This is a genomic window from Lactococcus protaetiae (assembly GCF_006965445.1).
Lineage (GTDB): Bacteria > Bacillota > Bacilli > Lactobacillales > Streptococcaceae > Lactococcus > Lactococcus protaetiae.
The window spans coordinates 2,520,736-2,544,664 of the sequence record NZ_CP041356.1 but is presented as its reverse complement, the minus strand read 5'-3'; the positions used below and the strand labels follow the sequence as shown (position 1 = coordinate 2,544,664).

14 protein-coding genes and 1 pseudogene are annotated in these 23,929 nt (G+C 38.9%); 12 read left to right on the top strand and 3 right to left on the bottom strand.

The genetic code is table 11. The features are described from left to right. Positions 1 to 32 precede the first annotated feature (32 nt). On the bottom strand, positions 33 to 1,235 hold the full coding sequence (locus tag FLP15_RS12020; protein ID WP_142767303.1) for an MFS transporter: 1,203 nt from the start codon (positions 1,233 to 1,235) through the stop codon (positions 33 to 35). Between the two features lie 476 nt (positions 1,236 to 1,711). Continuing rightward, positions 1,712 to 3,162, bottom strand: a pseudogene (locus tag FLP15_RS12015) (UDP-N-acetylmuramoyl-L-alanyl-D-glutamate--L-lysine ligase). Positions 3,163 to 3,735: 573 nt separating this feature from the next. Here FLP15_RS12015 and FLP15_RS12010 point away from each other — a divergent pair. From FLP15_RS12010 to FLP15_RS12000, 3 genes are all read left to right on the top strand, one after another. Next, on the top strand, positions 3,736 to 5,409 hold the full coding sequence (locus FLP15_RS12010; RefSeq protein ID WP_142767302.1) for a putative polysaccharide biosynthesis protein: 1,674 nt from the start codon (positions 3,736 to 3,738) through the stop codon (positions 5,407 to 5,409). Positions 5,410 to 5,533: 124 nt separating this feature from the next. After that, on the top strand, positions 5,534 to 7,417 hold the full coding sequence (gene pepO / locus FLP15_RS12005; protein ID WP_142767514.1) for an endopeptidase PepO: 1,884 nt from the start codon (positions 5,534 to 5,536) through the stop codon (positions 7,415 to 7,417). 4 nt (positions 7,418 to 7,421) lie between these two features. Next, positions 7,422 to 7,712, top strand: coding sequence for an MGMT family protein (locus tag FLP15_RS12000; RefSeq protein ID WP_142767301.1), 291 nt, complete (start codon positions 7,422 to 7,424; stop codon positions 7,710 to 7,712). 337 nt (positions 7,713 to 8,049) lie between these two features. Here FLP15_RS12000 and FLP15_RS11995 read toward each other — a convergent pair whose 3' ends face one another. Next, on the bottom strand, positions 8,050 to 8,733 hold the full coding sequence (locus FLP15_RS11995; RefSeq protein WP_142767300.1) for an XRE family transcriptional regulator: 684 nt from the start codon (positions 8,731 to 8,733) through the stop codon (positions 8,050 to 8,052). Positions 8,734 to 9,007: 274 nt separating this feature from the next. Here FLP15_RS11995 and FLP15_RS11990 point away from each other — a divergent pair, with 274 nt between their 5' ends. From FLP15_RS11990 to FLP15_RS11950, 9 genes are all read left to right on the top strand, one after another. After that, the gene (locus FLP15_RS11990) at positions 9,008 to 9,610 is read left to right on the top strand and encodes a GAF domain-containing protein (RefSeq protein ID WP_142767299.1); all 603 of its coding nucleotides are present in this window, start codon (positions 9,008 to 9,010) and stop codon (positions 9,608 to 9,610) included. 312 nt (positions 9,611 to 9,922) lie between these two features. Beyond that, positions 9,923 to 13,513 (top strand): DNA-directed RNA polymerase subunit beta, encoded by a 3,591-nt coding sequence (rpoB, locus tag FLP15_RS11985; protein ID WP_142767298.1) that lies wholly within the window; start codon positions 9,923 to 9,925, stop codon positions 13,511 to 13,513. A 235-nt stretch (positions 13,514 to 13,748) separates the two neighbouring features. Next, a complete protein-coding gene (gene rpoC / locus FLP15_RS11980) occupies positions 13,749 to 17,372 on the top strand; it encodes a DNA-directed RNA polymerase subunit beta' (RefSeq protein ID WP_190288388.1) in 3,624 nt (1,207 codons plus the stop codon). A gap of 574 nt (positions 17,373 to 17,946) precedes the next feature. Next, a complete protein-coding gene (locus FLP15_RS11975; protein WP_142767297.1) occupies positions 17,947 to 18,876 on the top strand; it encodes a diacylglycerol/lipid kinase family protein in 930 nt (309 codons plus the stop codon). 301 nt (positions 18,877 to 19,177) lie between these two features. Next, complete coding sequence (locus tag FLP15_RS11970) at positions 19,178 to 19,864, top strand: amino acid ABC transporter permease (RefSeq protein WP_142767296.1); 687 nt, start codon at positions 19,178 to 19,180, stop codon at positions 19,862 to 19,864. Next, a complete protein-coding gene (locus FLP15_RS11965; RefSeq protein ID WP_142767295.1) occupies positions 19,864 to 20,598 on the top strand; it encodes an amino acid ABC transporter ATP-binding protein in 735 nt (244 codons plus the stop codon). Before FLP15_RS11970 ends, FLP15_RS11965 begins: the two co-directional genes overlap by 1 nt. A 646-nt stretch (positions 20,599 to 21,244) precedes the next feature. Beyond that, positions 21,245 to 21,946 carry an adaptor protein MecA gene (locus tag FLP15_RS11960; RefSeq protein WP_120772219.1) on the top strand — a complete coding sequence of 234 codons (702 nt, stop codon included), beginning with the start codon at positions 21,245 to 21,247 and terminating at the stop codon, positions 21,944 to 21,946. Between the two features lie 2 nt (positions 21,947 to 21,948). After that, positions 21,949 to 23,244 (top strand): MraY family glycosyltransferase, encoded by a 1,296-nt coding sequence (locus tag FLP15_RS11955; RefSeq protein ID WP_142767294.1) that lies wholly within the window; start codon positions 21,949 to 21,951, stop codon positions 23,242 to 23,244. A 122-nt stretch (positions 23,245 to 23,366) separates the two neighbouring features. Beyond that, a complete protein-coding gene (locus FLP15_RS11950) occupies positions 23,367 to 23,720 on the top strand; it encodes a hypothetical protein (RefSeq protein ID WP_223804646.1) in 354 nt (117 codons plus the stop codon). Positions 23,721 to 23,929: the final 209 nt, after the last annotated feature.

Here is a 23,929-nt window from a genome sequence, read left to right as displayed (position 1 = left end):
ACTAAAAAAAGAGAGAAGATTCTTCTCTCTTTTTAGTCGTTTTTTAACCACTTGACCTTGTAATCAATGATGATAAACTCAAGCATCCACATGAGACCCGTTGCGATAAAAAGAAAGCGATAAGCGGTTAACGCCGATGGTAGAATCTGAGTCAGTAGTAGGGCAAGGAGCAATCCTAAGACACGTCCAAGGGCAATAGGAAATTCACTAGCAACAATATACTCACGTTGAGAAAAACCGTTTCCGCCACGGGTTGAGAGTCTATAGTTCATCGCGTTAGCAATCGCACTTCCCCAACTTTGGATGATACCAAATATGATGTAGCCTGCAATCATCATAATGGGATTGGCAAAAAGTGCGAGTAGCACGAAAGTTAGAAAACTTAAACTGCACGTGATAAAATACATCGCGCGTGTATGGCTTTTTTGAAAAATATGTGCAAAAATTAGTGAACTGATTGCACTTAAAATCGCTTGAAATGAACCGAGGTTGCCCATCGTGCTTTCGTTTTTGAAAATAAGATAGGCAAAGAGGACAAAGATGAGACTGTTCAGAACTCCTTTGAAACCCATCGAAAAACTTAAAATTGCATTGGAATCCCAGTAACGATTGCCCCTCAGTGTAAGTACACCCAAGATATTCATTTTATTTTCAGTTTTAAAACCTGAAATGTTTTTGATGAGGAAAATACCAAACAAAAAGAGAAAAATAGAAATGGCAAAGAGGACATAGTATCCTGAGAGCCCACCCATACGAACAATCAGAAAGCCTGATAACGCAGGAACGAGGATACCAAAGATAAATCCCATCATCTGCTGGTAGCTAAAGAACTTTGCTTGATTGTCTTCGGTAACAATATCACCAATCAGGAGATTAAGTGAGAACCAGTAGAGTCCCTGACCAAGACCTGAAAAAATGCCCAAAGGTACAATGAAAGGTAATAGATTGTTGCGCATGACAAGGATGATGACATAATAGAGAGCTTGGGCAATAATACCCAGTCGAAATATTTTGGTAATAGAGAGTTTTGACAGGAGCCGTGTGCCACTAACAAAAGCAATCAGAAGAATAAGATAGTTGAGAATGCTTTGCCAGATGACAAGGGTAATGCTATTGTCCGTTGTTCGCATGAGAAAGACATTAATAAAGGTAGAAGCGACACTATTTCCTGCTGAGAAAAGCATGGCAACTGCGAGGAGAAATTTTGCTTTTGAGGTCATGGGTTTATTATACATAAAAAATCGAAGTTCGGCTGTTTTTTTTGTGAGAAAGGTGTTTCATTTTGCAATGAAGTCAAGACTTATTCAGTGGGAGTTTCGTAAAACATTTGTCCGTTTTATCTAGCCGCTGAAGCGTCGATAAAAAGGCTGTCGATGCTACATGCTTCACACGCCGTTCTACGGACGGTCTACGAAACTTCGTTGCTTCGCTGTCCTTTTGCTTAGCTGCTAAAGCAGCTAAGCAAAAGGCATTGACTGTAAGGCACTAAATTGCCGATGAACATTTGTCCTCTATCTCTAAGTCACTAAAGTGACAAGAATAGAGGCAACGCCAAATGGCAATCAAACGGACAGCGGGGTGAAGCGAAGATAGTGACTAGAGAAAACGGACAAATGTTTATCGCGCAGCCCGAAGGGCGGAGATAGCATACACTTGCTTCGATAAAAAAGCGATAAGCAGGAGCTTATCACTTTGTAAACTTTTGGTAGGATTATATGTATTTTTGGGCAGCTTCGGCATCTCCGATGTAAGGTTCGCGCTTACCATTTAAGAGTTGGAATTTGTCAGCTCCTTTTCCTGCAATAATCACGGCATCTGATGGAGAATTTGTGCGTTGAATCGCCTGTTTTATAGCTGTTTCACGGTCAAGCTCAAAATCAAGAGGGCGAGTTACAGGTTTTGCGATTTCTTCTGCGATTATTTTGGGGTCTTCTCGGTTGGAGTCATCAGTTGTTAGTATGACTTCGAGGCGTTTGTGATTTTCAATAACTTTTCCAAAATCGTGACGGCGACTTTCGCCTTTGTTACCTGTTGAACCAAGTATAAGGATAAGCTTACCATTATGGTGTTCTTCGACAACTTTGACAAGATTTTCAAGTGAGATGCCATTGTGTGCATAATCTACATAGATGTGTGCGCCATTTTTTGCTGTGAATAATTCCATGCGTCCAGGAACAGTAGCTTTGGCAAGACCAGCTTTAATCTGACTGGTTGAAGCGCCAAGTGCGCGTGTTGCTAGGGCAGTTGCTAAAGCATTTTCTTGATTGAAACGCCCTAGAAGACGAATGGAAAAGCTACCGATTATGCTACCGGTCGTTTCAAAATGTAAACCTGTAGATTCGAGGATTCTATTTTCTGTATCTTTTCCGTAAAAGGTGTATGGGAGTTCGAGGGCGGCAAGTTCTTCTTTGATGATACCAAAGTGATTCATTTCAGCATTTGCGACAAAGTAGCGTGAGTTGTGTAACAGTTGACGTTTACAAAAGAAATAGTCTTCTAAGGTTGGGTGTTCGACTGGGCCGATATGATCAGGTGAGATGTTGAGAAAGACACCAACATCAAAGGTTAAGCCGTAGACTCGCTCTGTTTTGTAGGCTTGTGAGCTGACTTCCATGACCAAGTGAGTCATGGAATTTTCAACGGCTTTCGCCATCATTTCTAGTAAGTCAAGACTTTCAGGGTTGTTAATTCTGATTTGAAGAAGTTTTTTCCATCAAGTGTGGTTTGAGCAGTAGATAGAAGTGCAGTTTTTCCACCGTTCATCTCATCAAGGATGAATTTGGCGAAATAAGCAGAGGTGGTTTTCCCTTTTGTGCCAGTTAATGCGAGTGTCTTTAATTTGTTTTGTGGATAGTCGTAAAAAGCTTGCGCGATTAAACTCATGGCACGTTTGACATCAGTAACAATGATGGCTGGGAGTGCGACTTCATAGTCAAATTCTGAGATGTAGAAAGCTGCGTTTAAGTCAAGCAGATAATCTTTTTTGAAGTTCAAACCTTTGGCAAAGAAAAGTGTATGTTCATTGACTTTACGGCTATCATAAGCTAAAGCGTCAAAAGTGACGTCTTGATTCCAATTATAATAATATTCATTTTCGGCAGAGATTTCCCGGAAATTTGCATCTTTTTTCAGTATTTCTAGAACTTGTGTTAAAGTAATCATAGAACTATTATAGCAGAAAAATAAGTGACTGATTATTTATATTTGTGGAATTTTAAAGTGATTACTTCATTGGTGGGGAAGTCTTTCTCCCTCACCAATGTTAGGGCACAACCTCTAGGTGTAACAACTAAGCGACCTGTACGCAGCTGAAGCTGCAACAGTCTGCTTAACATCAAAGATATGAGGTCACACCGTAGCAAAGCTTCGTTATCCATTTGCTCTATCTCCACTTTGCTCCGCTGTCGATTTCGCTAAGTTGCTAAAGCAACAAGCTCAAATCGCAATCGCTAAAGCGCCAAGACCCTAGGGCAGTAGAACGAAAGCAGAGCTTGTCACTTCGCCTTATCGCTTTGCCTTTTGCTCTTACTGCTTTAGCAGTTAAGCAAACGGACAGCGGAGCAACGAAGTTGCGGAGACCGTTCTCAGAACGGCGTGCGAAGCACGTAGCACCGTAGCGAGGATGGACAGCGGAGCCCAAAGGGCGAAGATAGCACGCACTTGCTAAGTTAAAGTGAAATAGATTGATTTGGTTCCTAAGTTGTCAAAACTGGCAACTTAGGGTAAAATGGAATAATGGAAAATTCAGGACAAACAATGGATACAGATAGTAAGCCGATAAAAACGGCGACAAAATCGAAAGACCAAATGCTCTCTGGAACTGCATGGCGTACTGGTGCAGATATGATTGGTAAGGTTTTGGGTGTTGTTTATATTATTCCGTGGTATGCATGGATGGGGCGTTTCGGGAATGAGGCGAACTCTCTTTATAGCATGGGTTATAATATTTATGCACTTTTCTTGCTTATTTCAACAGTAGGAATTCCAGCGGCAGTGGCGCGTGAAGTTGCAAGGTATAATACTTTGGATGATCCTAATATGGCTTATCGTCTTGTTCGCCAGATGTTAGGTGTGATGGCACTTTTAGGGATTGTTGCAGCAGGATTGATGTTCTTTCTCTCAGGCCCACTCTCTACTTTGGTTGGAGGTAAAGATAGCGCAGATTTGATTCCAGTGATGAAGAGTCTTGCACTTGCTGTTTTAATCTTCCCATCAATGTCAGTGATTAGGGGATATTTCCAAGGATTGAATCAAGTTAAGGCTTATGCAATGAGCCAACTTTTGGAGCAAGTGGTCCGTATTGTTTGGATGCTTGCAACAACTTTCGCAATCATGAAACTCGGCTCGCATGATTGGCAAAGTGCCGTGACTCAGTCAACAACAGCAGCTTTTGTTGGGATGTTGGGGTCTTATGCTGTGCTTCTCTTTTATTTACAACGTTCTGGTAATTTGACTAGACTTTTGCGTCCAGGACCTGCAAAATCTAAGATAAATGCACTTGAAATTTTGAAAACGACAATGCATACAGCGATTCCGTTTATTGTGATTGGCTCGGCGATTCAGATTTTCAAGATTATTGATAACTCGACATTTATGAATATGATGCCTTGGGTAACAAATTATAGTCATAATGAATTACTGGCATTGATGAGCTACTTTTCAGCGAATACAGATAAGTTGACGATGGTCTTGCTGGGCGTGGCACTAACTTTAGGCTCTGTTTCTGACCCATTGATTACTGAGCACTATGTGCAGGGAAATCGGCGGGAACTTGCTGTTTTGGTGGGTTATAATTTTCAACTTTATGTTGGTTTCATGCTTCCCGCAGTTGTGGGGATGGCGCTTTTAACTAAACCAATTTATACGATTTTTTATCAGGTACCGTCAAGTTTACAAAGTAGTTTGTTTGTTTTTGCTATTTTGCAAAGTTTCTTGTTGGGGCTTTATATGCTCGTTTATCCTCCGCTTACGGTGATGGATCATAAACGTATGGCGATGAAATTTTTCATCATTACTTTGATTGCAAAAGTTGTTTTGCAGGTGCCGATGATTTTAATTTTTCATAGTTATGGGCCACTTTTGGCTACAACTTTATCTTTCTTGCTTGGTGTTTCACTTTTTATCAGAAAACTTCATCAGATTACTCGTTTTTCAATCAAAAATACAATTCGTGGTGCTCAAGGTGCGGCTTTGTTAACTGTATTTATGGCTGTTGTTGTTATCGCGGTTGAAATTGTTTTAGGCTTTGTTTTTGGTAAAGTGCCGGGACGTGCGGGTTCAGCGATAATCGCTGTTATTGCAGGTGGTGCAGGTTTTTATACTTATCTTTGGTTTGCTGCAAAACTAGGACTGCTAGAAAAATGGTTTGGAGTGCGTGGTACAAGTTTAAGGAAAAAATTACATCTTTGAGGAACTTTGTCAGTAGTTTTCTTTGTTGAAATTAAAGTTATAAGTAAATAAATTTCTGTCAGTACACTGACAGAAATTTTTTGTGATATAATTGTATGGAAAATTCAAGAAAATGGAGAAAATTATGGTTAGAGTTCAAGATGATTTGTTTGCAGCGGTAAATGCGGAGTGGTTGGAACAAGCTGAAATTCCAGCTGATAAGCCACGCATTTCAGCGTTTGATGAGCTGGTTTTGCAAAATGAAAAAAATTTGACAGAAGATTTGAAAGATTTGTCAGTAAATTTGCCGGTGGACAATGCTGAGCTGTTAGAAACAATCAAGTTTTATAATAAAGCAGGAAATTGGGACAGCCGTAATCAAGCGGATTTCACGGCCGTAAAAGCTGAGTTGAATAAGGTTTTGAAACTGACAGACTTTAAGGACTTTCTGTCAGCACTGACAGATTTGGTTTTTCATTCACAAGCTCCTTTGCCTTTTTCTTTTAGTGTAGAGCCTGATATGAAAGATGCTGTGCATCATGCGCTTGGCTTCACGGGTCCAGGTCTGATTTTACCTGACACGACTTATTATGCAGACGAACATCCAAGAAAAGCTGAATTACTAGATTTTTGGACAAAAAATTCAACTGAAATTTTGGAGGCATTTGATATTGAAAATGCAGAACGTATTGCTTCTGACGCGGTAAAATTTGATGCGCTTTTAGTACCGTCAGCGAATACTTCTGAAGAATGGGCGAAATACGCTGAATTATACAATCCTGTCAGTACTGACAACTTTGTAAAGGGGCTTTCAACAGTTGATTTTGCACCATTTATCGAAAATCTGGTAGGGACACAGCCAGAGAAAATTATTGTCTTTGAAAATCGTTTTTACGATCACTTTAATCTACTTGTCAATGAAGAAAATTGGCAACTTATCAAAGCGTGGATGCTGACGAAAACTGCGCGTAAAGCAACATCATTTTTGACAGAAGACTTGCGTATCCTAGGTTCTGCTTACAATCGATTTTTGTCAAATGTTAAAGAACCACGCAGTCAAGAAAAACATCAACTTGACTTGACAGAAAGTTATTTTAGTCAAGTGATTGGGATTTTCTATGGTAAAAAATATTTTGGTGAAACTGCAAAAGAAGACGTGAAACGTATGGTTTCAGCGATGATAAAAGTTTATCAAGAACGCTTGCGTACCAACGCTTGGTTAAGCCAAGCGACTGCTGAAAAAGCAATTGAAAAGCTTGATGCAATTACACCATTTATCGGTTTTCCTGACAAACTTCCAGAAATTTATAAAAAGCTCAAAGTGACTGACGGAAGTTTATATGAAAATGCGGTCAAATTTGATGAAATTTTGACAGCTCGTCACTATGAGAAATTCGCTGAAGATGTTGATAAAACACTCTGGCATATGCCAGCTCATATGGTCAATGCTTACTACAGCCCAGATAGCAATACCATTGTTTTCCCAGCTGCGATTTTGCAAGCGCCATTTTATTCGCTTGAACAATCTTCATCACAAAATTACGGTGGAATTGGCGCAGTAATTGCTCACGAAATTTCACACGCTTTTGATAATAATGGAGCGCAGTTTGATAAATATGGTAATCTGAACAAATGGTGGTTGGAAGAAGATTACTCTGCATTTGAAAAGAAACAAGAAGAAATGATTGCACTTTTTGAAGGAGTAGAAACGGAAGCAGGACCAGCGAACGGAAAACTTATTGTATCAGAAAACATTGCAGACCAGGGTGGTATTACGGCGGCACTGACGGCAGCAAAAAATGAATCTGATGTTGACTTAGGCGCATTTTTCAGTCAATGGGCGGCCATTTGGCGTATGAAAGCAAGCCTTGAATTTCAACAAATGCTACTTAGTATGGATGTCCATGCTCCAGCAAAACTTCGTGCAAATATTCCACCAACAAATCTTGAAGAATTTTATGAAGCGTTCGATATCAAACCTGAAGATAAAATGTATCGAGCTCCTGAAAAACGTGTTAAAATCTGGTAATTAAATGGCAGAACTTACAGAAACAACGAAAAAAATTCTGTCAGTACTGACAGAAATACCAGAAGGAACCGTTATGAGTTATAGAGATGTGGGAAGACTTGCGGGACTTTCTAACGGTGCAAGACAAGTTTCACGTGTCCTACATTCAATGTCAAAAAAATATCAGCTTCCATGGTGGCGTGTCATATCATCCAAAGGAGTAATTAGCTTACCAGAACCAGGACGCACCGAGCAAATTGCGCGTTTACGAGCAGAAGGGTTAGAGGTTTCTGCTCAAGGGAAAGTAATACTATAGCTAATGTGTCGTAAAAGACGACAACGGATTGACGTTGCACTGTAATTGGTTTCCGTTCGTTCGATTAGTCTTCATTCTTGTCGCTTGGGTTGTAGCAAGAATGCCAGCGAAGCTGGGGTAGAGCGAATGGATAAAGAATTGACGGATTTTAAGGTGTAACCAGTATAACTGGTGATGATGAAGAAGAATAAAAAATCCTAAATTTAATCTAGGATTTTTTATTTGAAATGAGTGAGCAAGTTTCACTAGGTCAACAGAGAAATTAAAGGCAAACTAAACCTATGCTCTTAGCAAAGATGAAAGAGCAAACTCTGGTAACAGTAGAGAAAAAATCAGTTTAAAGAAGTGATGTGGAATGATAGACTTTACCAATCTTGCCACAAGTAACAGGAACATCTTCATACTCAGTATTATCTGAACGATTGAGATAGAACACTTTGCCATCGCCAGTAAGAAGTTTAGCATAATGTTCATGGTCAAGTTGAAAAGTATGAACCGCACTCACTTGGTTATTTTCATCATACTTGATAAATATCAGATTTCCAGTTGCATTAGGGGAAGTTGGCTCTAAAGCTCCACCAACAAGTTCAAAAACAGCATCATAATCTTCAGGAAGCTGGCTAACAGGAAAATTAATCGTACGGTCATTTGACTGTATCGTCCAAGTATCGTTGCCACAATAGACAAACCGCGTAGCTGATAAAGAAACGAAAGTTTCTTCCATGCTTTTGAGCACATCAATTCTTTCTTGAATGTATTCCAATAGCTTTTGTTTTCTTTCTTCATCAAGCCCATCAAATAATAATTGAGCTTTTTTGTAGCTATATTCATCATCTTTTCCAAGAAGATATTCGGATGTGACCCCAAAATAATCTGCAATCTCAGTCAAACGTTTTGCGCTAGGTTCCTTACCCAAACGATAGTTCGCAAGAGCATTTCTGGGATAGCCCAACTCTCTTTCGACACGATTAAAAGATTTATGAGACTCAGTGACTAATTTTTTTAAACGATCATAAAACATATTGTATTCTCCAAATTACAATAAAAGATATATTTTTAAAACATTTGTAATATAGTTATTATAACATAGAATATAAGAAGTGGGAAGAAAAAAATAAGATTATAAACGAAAAAAATAAAAATGTTCCAAATTTTTTAACAAATAACCTGATTTTCTTAATACGTAAGAAGTTTGACACTTGAAGATAAGTGTGATAACATAAATGTAATTAAAAGAATACTTTATTTTGATTATTATAAATCTAGTTTGATTAAAACGATATAAGGAGGAAAAGGTGGATAAATTTTTTGATAAAACAAAGCAAATGACAACTTTGCTGAGAACAACACCAGTGGATTTCTCAAAAGAATTCCCTTATCAACTGTTAATGGATAAGCTTGCAGAATTTTTAGGGTGCGACCTTTTTATTGTTGACTCTAAAAGAAATTTCTTAGGGTATCATTATTCACACACAGATAAGCAAAATTCAAACGCGCTAAAAACATTTTTTAATTATCAAAAGCTTCCAGAGAGTGTTGCAGCGGCTACACTAGCTTTTTACGAGATAAATCATAATAAAAAGATAGAAGACTCCATTCTTGCACCAGTAAAAGAGCTTGCAGAATATTACTCAGAAAGTTCAATCACTGTAGCACCAGTTTATGGTAGCAGCCTACGTATCGGTACGATTTTTATTTTATCCAATAATCCTCTCGAAGTAGAGCAACTAATATTGGTAGAGTTCCTAGCTTCAATCATTGGAACTCAGCTCTCTTACTTGATGTTAGAAGAACTGGAAAATAAACGCAGAGACAATACATTAGCAACGCTTGTTGGTTCACTTTCTCGCACAGAACTAGAATCATTTAAAGCCATCATCGAAAAAATAGAATTATAGCTACCTTATTAACAGAAACTCTTGAATTAATTTGAGAGTTTTTTCAATGATTCATCTCTTGATAAAGTAAACAGAATAGTGTATAATGGGAATAATGGTTTGTCAGCAAAATCTGTGGGATCTATTGTCCCCATAGGCTTTGTAAGCAGCGAAAAACAAGAGTTTTCGTTGCTTTTTTGGCGTCTTTCATTAGGGAAATTAGAAAAAGTTATTAAAAAGACAAACTACCAACTTTTCAGATTTTTTCATTAGAAACTCATCAAAAGCACAGACTTTTTTAATCAAATCTAAAAAATATAGAGGAGAAAACACTTGGCAGGACATGACGTAAAATACGGTAAACACCGTACAAGACGCAGTTTTTCACGTATCAAAGAAGTAATCGGTTTGCCAAACCTCATTGAAGTTCAAACATCAAGTTATAAGAACTTCCTTGACGAAGGGCTTGCAAATGTCTTCAAAGAAATGTTCCCAATTGACAACTTTGCAGGCACAATGGAGCTCGAATTTGTCGGTTATGAAATGAAAACACCTAAATATACTGTTGAAGAAGCGCGTGCACATGACGCAAACTATTCAGCACCAATTTACGTGACATTCCGTCTTGTAAATAAAGAAACTGGTGAATTGAAAACACAAGAAGTTTTCTTTGGAGACTTCCCACTCATGACTGAAATGGGTACATTTATCAATAATGGTTCAGAACGTTTAATCGTCAGCCAGTTGGTACGTAGCCCAGGTTCATATTTCCACCTTAAAACAGATAAAAACGGTCTTGAAAGCTTTGGACACACGACAATTCCTAACCGAGGGGCATGGTTTGAACTTGATACAGATGCTAAAGGGATTGGTTATGTTCGTATTGACCGTACACGTAAGTTAACTTTCACTACAATGCTTCGTGCTCTTGGTTTTGGTTCAGATGACGAAATCCTAGAACTTATGGGCGAAAGCCGACTATTGACAGATACTATGGCAAAAGATGTTCATAAGAACCCTTCTGACACTCGTGTGGAAGAAGCGCTCAAAGACATCTATGACCGCTTGCGTCCAGGAGAGCCAAAAACGGCTGATAGTTCACGTGGCTTACTCGTAGCACGTTTCTTTGATCCAAAACGTTACGATTTTGCTCCTGTAGGACGTTATAAATTTAATAAAAAACTGGCACTCAAAAATCGTTTGCTTGGTTTGACATTGGCAGAGCCAATTGTTGACCCAGAAACTGGTGAAATTCTTGTCAACTCAGATACATTGGTGACACGTGATGTGCTTGATGTGATTGAACCGCTTCTTGATAATGGTCTTGGTAACTTCATTGTAGAACCATCCTCAGATGCAGTGGTGCCAGAACCTATCACTTTGCAAAGCGTAAAAGTTTACTCACCAAAAGATTCGGAACGTGTAGTAACTCTGCTTTCAAATGGTACTCCTGATGCCGAATGTCGTGTATTGACACCAGCAGATGTAATTTCAAACATTAATTATTGGTTAGGACTTTCTGAAGGCATTGGTAAAGTAGATGACATTGACCACTTGGGGAACCGTCGGATTCGTTCAGTAGGTGAATTACTCCAAAATCAAGTTCGTATCGGTCTTTCTCGTATGGAACGTGTGATTCGTGAACGTATGTCATCATCAGAAAATGAAAATATCACACCACAAGGTTTGATTAACATTCGTCCTGTGACAGCTTCAATTAAAGAATTCTTTGGTTCATCTCAACTTTCACAATTTATGGACCAACATAATCCTTTATCAGAGCTTTCTCACAAACGCCGTTTCTCTGCCCTTGGCCCTGGCGGTATCTCACGTGACCGTGCTTCCTACGAAGTTCGTGACGTGCATTATACTCACTATGGTCGGATGTGTCCTATCGAAACACCTGAAGGACCAAATATCGGTTTGATTAACAACTTGTCTTCTTATGCGAAAATCAATGAATATGGTTTCATCATGTCACCATATCGTCGTATTGATCGCTCAACAGGCATTGTTACAGATGAAGTAGAATATCTTACAGCTGATGAAGAAGATAATTATACAGTAGCTCAAGCGAATTCACCATTGACTGAAGAAGGAAAATTTGCAAACAGTACAGTTATGGCTCGTCATACAGGGAATAATATTGAAGTTGAAGCTTCAACTGCTGATTACATGGATGTTTCACCTAAACAGGTTATCGCCGTAGCTGCAGCATGTATTCCTTTCCTTGAAAATGATGACTCAAACCGTGCCCTCATGGGAGCCAACATGCAACGTCAAGCAGTACCGCTGATTGATCCTCATGCTCCTTGGATTGGTACTGGTATGGAACACCAAACTGCACGTGACTCAGGTGCTGCAATTATTGCCAAACATGACGGAACAGTAGAATATGTTGATGGCGAAGAAATTCGTGTCCGTCGTACTTCTGGAGAACTCGATATTTATGGTATTACAAAATACCGCCGTTCAAACTCGGGAACTTCATACAACCAACGTCCTTTAGCTCAACTTGGTGAAAAGGTTGAAAAAGGCGATATCATTGCTGATGGTCCTTCTATGGAAAATGGAGAGATGGCATTGGGACAAAACCCACTTGTTGCCTACATGACATGGGAAGGTTATAACTTCGAGGATGCGGTTATCATGTCTGAACGTCTAATCAAAGATGACGTTTATACTTCTATCGCCATTGAAGAATATGAGTCAGAGACTCGCGATACAAAGCTTGGTCCTGAAGAAATCACTCGCGAGATTCCAAACGTTGGTGAGGAAGCACTCAAAAATCTCGATGAATCAGGTATTATTCGCATTGGTGCTGAAGTAAAAGATGGTGACCTTCTTGTTGGTAAAGTCACACCTAAGGGTGAAACAGACCCAACACCTGAAGAACGCCTACTTCGTGCAATCTTCGGTGAAAAAGCACGGGAGGTACGGGATACTTCACTCCGTGTTCCTCACGGCGGCGGTGGTATTGTCCATGATGTTCGTGTGTTTACTCGTGAAAATGGTGATGAACTGCCTTCAGGTGTGAATAAGTTGGTTCGTGTGTTTATCTCACAAAAACGTAAAATCCACGTTGGGGATAAAATGGCTGGACGTCATGGAAATAAAGGTGTCGTTTCAAATATCGTTCCTGTAGAGGATATGCCTTATCTTCCAGATGGTACACCAATCGATATCATGTTGAATCCACTCGGTGTCCCTTCACGTATGAATATTGGACAAGTTATGGAACTTCACCTCGGTATGGCTGCTCGTACGCTTGGTATCCACATCGCAACACCAGTCTTTGATGGTGCTTCAGATGATGATATCTGGGATACAGTTAAAGAAGCTGGAATGTCAGCAGATGCAAAAACTGTTCTTTATGATGGTCGTACAGGTGAACCATTTGATAACCGTATTTCTGTTGGTGTCATGTATATGATTAAACTTCACCACATGGTTGATGATAAACTCCATGCCCGTTCAGTTGGCCCTTACTCGCTTGTAACACAACAACCACTTGGTGGTAAAGCACAATTTGGTGGACAACGTTTCGGAGAAATGGAAGTTTGGGCGCTTGAAGCTTATGGTGCTGCAAATGTTCTTCAAGAAATATTGACGTACAAATCAGATGATGTGATTGGACGTACTCGTGCTTATGAAGCGATTGTCAAAGGTGAGCGTATTCCTAAGCCAGGCCTTCCTGAATCATTCCGCGTGTTGGTCAAAGAGTTACAATCTCTTGGTCTTGATATGAAAGTCCTTGATGCAGATAGTAATGTTCTTGATTTACGTGAATTAGATGAAGACGAAGTGATGGCTCGTCCTGATAACACAGAAATTACTCCAGAAATGCTTGAAGCACAAGAAGCGATTGTTGCACAAGCGGAGACTGAAGAAGAAGCTCTTATTAACGCTGAAAATGAAGAATAATTAATACTGGTTTGCCCATAAATTTAATGGATGAACTAATGATACTATTTCACTTCTAAAACTCTTTTAGAAGTGAAATAGTATTAAAAATGAACAGTATTTAGATAAGTCATCAACAGTTTTGTTGACAAAAAGATGAGAAAATTTTGAAAATGAGAATTTTTAGTAGGCAATGTCGATGTCAGAAATTCTTAAAATCAAAACAGCGTTAAATTTACTAGAAGTGGAGAAAAAATTGGTCGATGTAAATAAATTTGAGAGCATGCGAATTGGTATCGCATCTCCACAAAAAATTCGTTACTGGTCATTTGGTGAAGTTAAAAAACCAGAAACAATCAACTATCGTACACAAAAACCAGAACGTGAAGGGCTTTTTGATGAACGTATTTTCGGTCCGCAAAAGGACTGGGAATGTGCTTGTGGGAAACTCAAAGGTGTTTTCTATAAAAACCAAGTTTGTGAACTTTGTGGTGTTCAAGTAACAACAGCAAAAGCACGCCGCGAACGTATGGGACATATTGAGCTTGCTGCTCCAATTTCACATATTTGGTATTTCAAAGGTATTCCGTCACGTATGGGTCTTGCACTTGATATGAGTCCTCGTGCACTTGAAGAAGTCATTTATTTTGCAAGTTATGTTGTTATTGATCCTAAAGAAACTGACCTTGAGAAAAAACAACTTTTGACTGAGCGGGAATATCGTGAACAACTTCTTAAAAATGGATTCGGTTCATTTGTTGCAAAAATGGGTGCAGAAGCAATCCAAGATTTGCTCAATGATGTTGACATTGATAAAGAGGTTGCAGAACTTAAAGAAGAACTTAAAGCAGTATCTGGTCAACGTCGTGTGAAAATTATTCGTCGTTTGGATGTTTTGACAGCTTTCAAGAAATCAGGAAATGCACTTTCTTGGATGGTATTGAATGTGTTACCGGTTATTCCACCGGATTTGCGTCCTATGGTGCAACTTGATGGTGGACGTTTTGCGACTTCTGATTTGAATGACCTTTATCGTCGTGTGATTAATCGTAACAATCGTTTGAAACGTTTGATGGAACTTAATGCACCAAATATTATCGTGCAAAATGAAAAACGGATGTTGCAGGAAGCGGTCGACACATTGATTGATAATGGTCGCCGTGGCCGCCCAATCACTGGTGCTGGTAATCGTCCTTTGAAATCACTAAGCCATATGCTTAAAGGTAAACAAGGTCGTTTCCGTCAAAACTTGCTTGGTAAACGTGTTGACTATTCTGGACGTTCGGTTATTGCTGTTGGTCCGACTTTGAAAATGTATCAATGCGGTGTGCCACGCGAAATGGCAATTGAATTGTTCAAACCATTTGTTATGTCTGAACTCGTGAAACGTGAGTTGGCTGCAAATATTCGTGCGGCTAAACGTAAAGTGGAACGTCAAGATTCAGATGTTTGGGATGTGCTTGAAACTGTAGTTAAAGAACATCCTGTCCTTCTTAACCGAGCACCTACGCTCCACCGTTTGGGAATCCAAGCATTTGAACCTGTATTAATTGATGGTAAAGCAATTCGTTTGCATCCTCTTGCTTGTGAAGCATATAATGCGGACTTCGATGGTGACCAAATGGCTATTCACTTGCCATTGTCTGAAGAAGCACAAGCTGAAGCGCGTCTTTTGATGCTTGCTGCTGAACATATTTTGAATCCTAAAGATGGTAAACCTGTTGTTACCCCTTCTCAAGATATGGTTCTTGGTAACTATTACCTCACGATGGAAGAAAAAGGTCGTGAAGGTGAAGGAATGATTTTCTCAACGCCTGAAGAAGTTGAAATTGCAATGCGTAATGGGTACGTGCATTTACATACACGTATTGGTATTGCTACAAAATCAATCAATAAACCTTGGACACCAAATCATCAAGATAAAATCTTGATTACTACTGTTGGTAAAGTCATTTTCAATTCAATCATTCCAGAAGGGATGCCTTACCTAAATGAGCCAACAGAAGCAAATCTGACAGGGACTACAGATGACCGATTCTTCATGGAACATGGTCAAGATATCAAAGAAGTCATTGCAGGACTTGAACCAACTAGACCTTTCAAAAAAGGTTATCTTGGTAAAATTATCGCTGAAGTCTTCAAACGTTATCGGACAACAGCGACTTCTGAATACCTTGACCGTCTGAAAGACCTTGGTTATCATCAATCTACTTTGGCTGGTTTGACCGTGGGGGTTGCAGATATTCCTGTTGTTGAAGATAAGCATGAAATTATTGAAGCTGCTCATAAACGTGTAGAACAAATCACTAAACAATTCCGTCGTGGTTTGATTACTGATGATGAACGTTATAATGCTGTTACTGGTGTTTGGCGTGAAGCTAAAGAAGAACTTGAACGTCGTCTGATTGAAGGTCAAGACTTGTCTAACCCAATCGTTATGATGATGGACTCTGGTGCCCGTGGTAATATCTCAAACTTCTCACAACTTGCTGGTATGCGTGGTTTGATGGCTGCACCTAATGGTAAAATCATGGAATTGCCAATCATTTCAAACTTCCGTGAAGGTTTGTCTGTTTTGGAAATGTTCTTCTCAACTCACGGTGCGCGTAAAGGGATGACTGATACGGCGCTTAAGACTGCCGACTCAGGTTATCTTACTCGTCGTTTGGTTGATGTTGCGCAAGATGTTATTATTCGTGAGGATGACTGTGGCACTGACCGTGGACTTGTTATTTCTGATATCGCTACTGGTAAAGAAATGGTTGAGCCGCTCTTTGAACGTTTGGTGGGTCGTTACACACGCAAGTCAGTTTTCCATCCAGAAACGGGTGAGTTGATTATTGCAGATGATACTTTGATTTCTGAAGATGTAGCGCGTCAAATTGTTGATGCTGGGGTTAAAGAAGTAACGATTCGTTCAGTATTTACATGTAAAACTCCTCATGGTGTATGTAAACATTGCTATGGTATTAACTTAGCCACTGGTGATGCCGTTGAAGTTGGTGAAGCAGTTGGTACAATCGCTGCTCAATCTATCGGTGAACCTGGTACTCAGTTGACAATGCGTACATTCCACACGGGTGGTGTTGCATCTAGCTCAGATATTACTCAAGGTTTGCCTCGTGTTCAAGAAATTTTTGAAGCACGTAATCCTAAAGGGGAAGCGCTCATTACCGAAGTTACTGGTACGGTTGACTCTATTGTTGAAGATGCAGCGACTCGTACACGTGAAATTACGGTTAAAGGTCAAACAGATACTCGTAGTTACACCGTAGGTATGGCGGATGTCCTGATGGTTGAAGAAGGTGAATTTATTCACCGTGGTGCACCGTTGATTCAAGGTTCTATTGAGCCAAAACATTTGTTGCAAGTGCGCGATGCTCTATCTGTTGAAACTTATCTGCTTGGCGAAGTGCAAAAAACTTACCGTTCACAAGGGGTTGAAATTGGTGATAAGCACATTGAGGTAATGGTTCGTCAAATGCTCCGTAAAGTCCGTATCATGGACAATGGTTCAACTGACATCTTGCCAGGTACTTTGATGGATATCTCTGATTTTGAAGCATTGAATGAACAAGCACTTTTAAATGGAGAAACACCTGCTACTGGTCGTCCTGTATTGATGGGAATTACTAAGGCTTCTCTTGAAACTAATTCATTCTTGTCAGCGGCATCATTCCAAGAAACAACACGGGTACTTACTGATGCTGCGATTCGTGGTAAGGAAGATCACTTGCTCGGCTTGAAGGAAAATGTTATTATCGGTAAGATTATTCCTGCTGGTACTGGTATGTTCCGCTATCGTAATATCGAGCCATTGTCAGATTTGACCAATGCGCCTGAAGTGAAAAAAGAAGAAACTGAAACGGTTGAAAATTAAAGCGATTATTGCATCAGGTCCTGTTGTTGTAAAAGCTTTAGAATTTCTACCTCCGTTAAGTTAAAATCAGTTTCATAGAATAAAAAATGTGAAATTGGTGGATAGAAAATCCTGTCAGTATACTGACAGGATTTTTTGGTTACTGACAGAAGCTAAATTTATCAAAGCAAGTGCGTACTATCTCCGCCTTACGGCTCCGCTGTCCATCCTCGCTTGCTACGTGCTTCGCACGCCGTTCTGCGAACGGTCTACACGCTGTCCGTTTGATTGCCATTTGGCGTTGCCTCTATTCTTGTCACTTTAGTGACTAGAGATAGAGGACAAATGTTCATCGGCACTTTAGTGCCTTACAGCCAATGCCTTTTGCTCTTACTGCTTTAGCAGCTAAGCAAACGGACAAATGTCCTATGGTCATGCGAAGCTAACTGCTAAAGCAGTAAGAGCAAAAGGTAAAAACACCTAGTCGGAATGGCAAGCTTCGAAATTAGTCTTGACTTCATTTTGTCAGTAATTTTTTTGTGAAATTTATGCTGTCATACTGACAGAATTTTGTCATTTTTGGTAAAATGATTCTATGACTTATTATCTCCTTGCAAATCCAAATTCTGGTGCGGGTAAAGGCGCACGGACTTTGGAAATTTTGCTTCCCTACTTGGAAAAAAATACGATTGAATATAAATTATTTGCGACTGAAAAAATGGGGCAAGAGGCTTCGCTCGTCAAACAAATATTGGATGAAAAAAAACGAGGCGACCAACTGATTATTATCGGTGGTGATGGCACTATTTCGTTAGTAATCAATGAGTTGCCAGCAGATGAGGCATTTGGTTATATTCCAGCTGGTTCTGGCAATGATTTCGCTCGAAGTTTAAAATTGAGTTTAAATCCAATTGAAGCATTTGAAGCTGCACGGTCGCAGAACATTCATGAAATATATATTATGCGATATCGTTCAAGAGGTTTAAATGGCTATGCTTTAAATAATATCGGAATTGGACTTGATGCAACTATTGTCAAATCAGCTAATAAAAGTAAAGTGAAAACATTGCTTAACAAGTTAAAACTTGGAAGTTTATCTTATATTTTGACTGTTTTACACGTTTTAATTACCAAAAAACCATTTTCCATGTCTGTCAGCACTGACCAAGATTCTGTCAGTAAATTTGACGAAATTATGAGAACGGATAACGCTTTTTTGATGACTTTTACAAAGCATCCTTATTTTGGTGGCGGAGTAAAAATTTCGCCAAAAGCATCAAATCTGAATCAGGAAATTCATCTTGTCGAATATGATAAACACCATTTGGTACGAACTTTTTCATTAGTTCCACGAGTGCTCAAGGGGACTCATCTTGAGCATCCGCTATTTATGCATAAAATTAAAACAAATTTTGCAGTTGTGCTCAAAGAAGAAGAGCCTGTGCAGATTGATGGAGAAATTTACCATTTGTCAGCAAATGACGAACTCTTTATCAGCACTGAAAAGCGTAAAATTATTTACTGACAGACTGTCAGTAATTTTTTTTGATTATTATTCATAAATAGTTGTATTTTTATACTATTTATATTATAATTATTCTATTCTAATACTGTTTGACTTTTAAAGCGTAGGTTTAAAAGTCACTTCGCTGCGCTGTCGATGCTCGCTACGGTGCTAGCCGTTCTGCGAACGGTCTACGCAACTTCGCCCTGTCCGTTTGCTTAGCTGCTAAAGTAGCAAGAGCAAAAGGCAGTGTATCTGAGTTCATCTTTAAATAGCAATGAACAAGAGAGCGATAAAACATATTCAATAGAAAAGAGAAAAAATGAGTTTTGACTTTTTGCCAAAATATCTCCCATATTTTAATGATGGGATGATTGTTACTATCCTGATTTCTGCTTTTGTAGTAGCGATGGGAACACTTTTAGGAATTATTGTTGCACTAGGTAAGCTTTCTAAATTTGCACCACTACGTTGGTTGACAAACATTTACATCGAAATTTTTCGTGGTACACCGATGTTGGTGCAGATTATGCTTGGTTTTGCAATGATGGGAAGTATTTCATTACCAACTTTTCAGGTAGGAATTTTGCAACAAGATCTTGGTCGTTTGGTTCCAGGTATTATCGTCATTTCCTTGAATTCAGGAGCATATATGGCGGAAATTGTTCGGGCTGGTATTGAAGCCGTTCCTGCAGGTCAACGTGAAGCAGCGTACTCATTAGGTATTCGTCCAACACAAGCAATGACGACGGTTATTTTACCACAAGCGATTCGCAATATTTTACCAGCAATCGGCAATGAATTTGTGACAATCATTAAAGATAGTTCTCTTCTTTATACAATTGGGGTGATGGAAGTTTTCAATGGCGCTCAAACCGTTGCAAATTTGACGTACCAAACCATTTCACCAATGCTTTTTGTCGCTTTATACTACTTTGTCACAACTTTTGTTGTAAGTCGTTTACTTGCTATATTTGAGAAAAAACTTGGGAAAGGATATGCCAAATAATGAGTGAATATTTAATCGAAATCAAAAATTTGCATAAATATTTTGGTAAAAATGAAGTACTCAAAGGACTTGATATCCAGATAAAAAAAGGAGAAGTCGTTGTCATGATTGGACCGTCTGGTTCAGGGAAGTCAACATTTTTACGAACAATGAACCTTCTTGAAAAACCAACCAAGGGTGAGGTCTATTTTGAAGGGACAAACATTGCTGATAAGTCGGTTGATGTTTTCAAACACCGTGAGAAAATGGGAATGGTCTTTCAACAATTTAACCTTTTTCCAAACATGACTGTGCTTGATAATCTCACATTAGCACCTATAAAAACAGGGCGAATGACCAAAGAAGAAGCAACAGTTAAAGCAAAAGAACTACTTGAGCGTGTTGATTTATCAGATAAAGAATCTGCCTATCCTCAATCCCTATCAGGAGGACAACAGCAGCGTGTTGCTATTGCTAGAGCGCTTGCAATGAATCCGGATGTTATGCTTTTTGATGAACCTACATCTGCGCTTGATCCTGAGATGGTTGGGGAAGTCTTATCTGTTATGCAGGAGCTTGCTAAAGAAGGGATGACAATGGTTGTTGTTACACATGAAATGGGATTTGCAAAGAATGTTGCTGACCGAGTGCTATTTATGGCTGACGGTGTTATCGTTGAACAAGGCGCTCCAACAGAAGTCTTTGATTCTCCAAAAGAAAAAAGAACACAAGATTTCCTCGCTAAAGTGCTTTGATCACGCTGCTTTGTCAAAAATAAAATTCAATTTTATACAAATAAAAATGAAACAATCAAATACAAAATGGTGATAAACAGCCCTTGTGCTGTTTTTTTTCTGGTCTGTGGTATAATAGTTAATAAGAAATTGAAAAGAAATAGAAAGTAAGACTGTTTAACTCCTAAGTGTTCTGCTTGAAAGTTAAATTTTGTTTGCGTTATCTTCACAACTCTATCTCCGCACTGCCTGCCCCTCTAGAGTGGCACAATTTGCCCCTAAACGCCAAAGCGTGAGTGGTTATTCCCATAAAGTGATGGAGAGAAGAGATCGACGTAAATAATTCTCTGCGCATGGCGTCAAAATTATGAATAAGAAAAGTAATTCTTTTTTCATTCATGCGCAAAAGCAGTCTGTTTACGGTTCATCTTATAGATTTTTAGGAGAGATTAGAGATGAACGAGTATAAAATGCTAGATAGAAAGGAAAGCAGGCCGCCAATTTCTCACCTTTGAGAGATTAGGCTAGTTTAATTAACCCATTTGTTGATAAACTGTAAATAGACGACCTTGTGTATGCAGAAGAAAAGCTAGGCTATTGAGCACAAGAGATTTCTACTTTTAAAACGCTTAGAGGTAGATAATATTAGGCTTGCACGTGAATACAAATGAAATTTGAAGATATAAATGAAAATACAATAAAAATTACCCTGTCCTTTGACGATTTAACAGATTATGATATTAAACTGTCCGACTTTTTTGGTAATCAAGAGGTTATTGAGCAATTTTTCTATGAGTTAGTTGATGAATTGGGATTAGAAAATCGTTTTGGAAATGTTGGAATGCTTACATTCCAAATTCAACCTTTTCCACAAGGGGTTCATATGATTGTTCATGAAGAGGCACTTTTGGGTGAGGGTGGAGAAATTCCTGATGACCCAGAAGAATTTGAAGAGTTGATGACTGGCTTCTATGATAAGCTCAATGAAATTGGAGCAAATATGGCAAAAGAGCGAGGAATCACCGATTTTAATCCTGGGTTGGGTCTTCCAGGAGCAAAAAAAGATGAAGTGGAACAAGATCCAGATTTCATTTACTACTCTATTCGTTATGATGATATGTTGTCAGTATTGACAGGAATCAAAAATGTCAAATTTGCTGATGAAGAATCAGAATTTTATAGTTATGATGGTGATTTCTACCTCGTTGTTTTAGATAATCAAAAATCTAAAGGGAAAATGCATGTTGAAAGCACACGTGCCAGAATGATGGAATACGGCGAAGCGAGTAAAATTAGCCGAGAATTTTTGCAGGAGTATGGAGAATGTCTGATTTCTACACGTGCCCTAGATGTTCTTAGAAAAATCTAAATATGGTTGATACTTTAAAAGAAATACCTTTTGCGTTGAAGTTTTTGATTACCGTTATGATGACTTTTGGCATATCCGTTATTCTGACGCCAATCATGACCTTTGTTTCTCGTATGATTGGTGCAGTGGATAAACCTAATGAACGGCGAATCAATAAAAAACCAATGCCTTCTGCTGGAGGTCTGGCCATCTTTATCGCTTTTGCAGTTGCAACGTTGCTCATCTTGCCTCACATTGTTCATAGTCAACCTCCTTATGTTGGAAATGTTCAACCTCTTACGCCCAATGCTGGTCCTCCACGTTTAGAGAGTTATTTTGACTATATTTGGCCCTTTGTGGTTGCGGGTGGTATTGTTGTACTCACTGGGTTGATTGATGATATCAAAGAAATTTCACCAAAAATGAAACTGTTAGGACTCATTATTGCTGCGAGTTTTATCTGGTTTTTTACTCATGCACGTTTTGATAATATCAAAATACCGTTTGGTGGTCCATTTTTAAGCTTTCCAGCATGGCTTTCCTATATATTTACTGTCTTTTGGATTCTAGCAATTACTAATGCTATCAATCTCATTGACGGGTTGGATGGGTTAGCTAGTGGGGTATCAGTAATATCATTGACAACGATGGGGATTGTTTCTTATTTCTTCCTGCCGAGCCCAAATGTATTCTTACCAATAACGATTTTTACTATCGTTGCGGCAATTATGGGTTTTTTCCCTTATAACTATCACCCAGCAATCATCTATTTAGGAGATACTGGGGCGTTGTTTTTAGGATTTATGATATCTGTTGCCTCATTGCAAGGTTTAAAAAATGCAACAGCCGTTGCAGTGTTGACTCCTCTGTTAATCTTAGGAGTTCCTCTAACGGATACCATCGTTGCAATGATTCGTAGAAAACTGAATCGTCAATCTATCGCAACAGCAGATAAGCGACATCTTCATCATCGTTTAATGGCACTTGGTTTTACTCATCGTGGCGCTGTGCTTGTTATCTATGCTATTGCAGCAATTTTTGCATTCATTTCATTGATTTTGCAAGTTTCAAGTCGAATCGGTGGTATTTTCCTCGTTGTCGCTTGTTTGTTCGGTTTAGAAATTTTTATAGAACTGGTAGGAATATTAGGCGAGAACCGTCAGCCAGTCTTAAAAACGATGAAGTTTATTGGAAATTCAAGTTACAGAGAAGAAGTATTGCACTCAAAAACAAAAGATGAAGACAATGAAATATTGGAAGATGAAGAATCTACGCAAGAATTTCCTATGCGTCGTTTGAGTAGAAAAGATAAAAAGTAGCATTGAGTAACCAATGCTACTTTTATTTGATGATAAATTTTTCAAAGAATATAACAAAAAATTGACAAAAAGTCATGAAAACGCTATAATTCAGTATGAAATTGGAGTAAAAGGAGAAATCTATGGGGCGAACGGGGATTATTTTAATCATTATCATTGCTGTCATCATTATTGCGCTCCTGCTTACTGTCTTGTTTATTCCGATAATGTCTTTATTTAATTCTGTTAGTGATCAACCTTATCAAGCTGATGAAAAAAATCTTTTGGTAGGTAGGCTGACAGTTGGGATAGATGATAATAGTGCTGTAGGCGAAGTAATGACAGAGTTTGTCAATGAGTCACGAAAAACTTTACCAGCGAGAATTTATCATCAAAAACAACATCCAGTCACTTCAATTTCTAAAAATGAGGAAGTATTGATTATTGAAGTGTCAAATGGTGTGGCATATGTTATTCCATACCAGTCAAAATTTTGAAAATAGATAATACAGCCAAATTTTATTCTTATAAATGGCAATGAGCTTTTAACTTAGCAAGTGCTTGCTAATTCCCCACCTCTATAAGGTGGTGGGATAAGCAGCACTATCTCCGCTTCGCTACGCTGTCCATTCGCTCTAAATCGCTAAAGCGATAAGGCGAAATGGCAAGCTCTGCTTTCGTTCTACTTCATTGGTGGGGGAGAAAG

Bases quoted from the DNA above. Each gene is read 5' to 3' on its own strand.
- FLP15_RS12000 (WP_142767301.1), top strand. From the start codon at position 7,422: ATGGCAGAACTTACAGAAACAACGAAAAAAATTCTGTCAGTACTGACA.
- FLP15_RS11995 (WP_142767300.1), bottom strand. From the start codon at position 8,733: ATGTTTTATGATCGTTTAAAAAAATTAGTCACTGAGTCTCATAAATCT.
- FLP15_RS11950 (WP_223804646.1), top strand. From the start codon at position 23,367: ATGGGGCGAACGGGGATTATTTTAATCATTATCATTGCTGTCATCATT.
- FLP15_RS11970 (WP_142767296.1), top strand. From the start codon at position 19,178: ATGAGTTTTGACTTTTTGCCAAAATATCTCCCATATTTTAATGATGGG.
- pepO (WP_142767514.1), top strand. From the start codon at position 5,534: ATGGTTAGAGTTCAAGATGATTTGTTTGCAGCGGTAAATGCGGAGTGG.
- FLP15_RS11965 (WP_142767295.1), top strand. From the start codon at position 19,864: ATGAGTGAATATTTAATCGAAATCAAAAATTTGCATAAATATTTTGGT.
- FLP15_RS11960 (WP_120772219.1), top strand. From the start codon at position 21,245: ATGAAATTTGAAGATATAAATGAAAATACAATAAAAATTACCCTGTCC.
- FLP15_RS11975 (WP_142767297.1), top strand. From the start codon at position 17,947: ATGACTTATTATCTCCTTGCAAATCCAAATTCTGGTGCGGGTAAAGGC.
- FLP15_RS11955 (WP_142767294.1), top strand. From the start codon at position 21,949: ATGGTTGATACTTTAAAAGAAATACCTTTTGCGTTGAAGTTTTTGATT.
- FLP15_RS12010 (WP_142767302.1), top strand. From the start codon at position 3,736: ATGGAAAATTCAGGACAAACAATGGATACAGATAGTAAGCCGATAAAA.
- FLP15_RS12020 (WP_142767303.1), bottom strand. From the start codon at position 1,235: ATGTATAATAAACCCATGACCTCAAAAGCAAAATTTCTCCTCGCAGTT.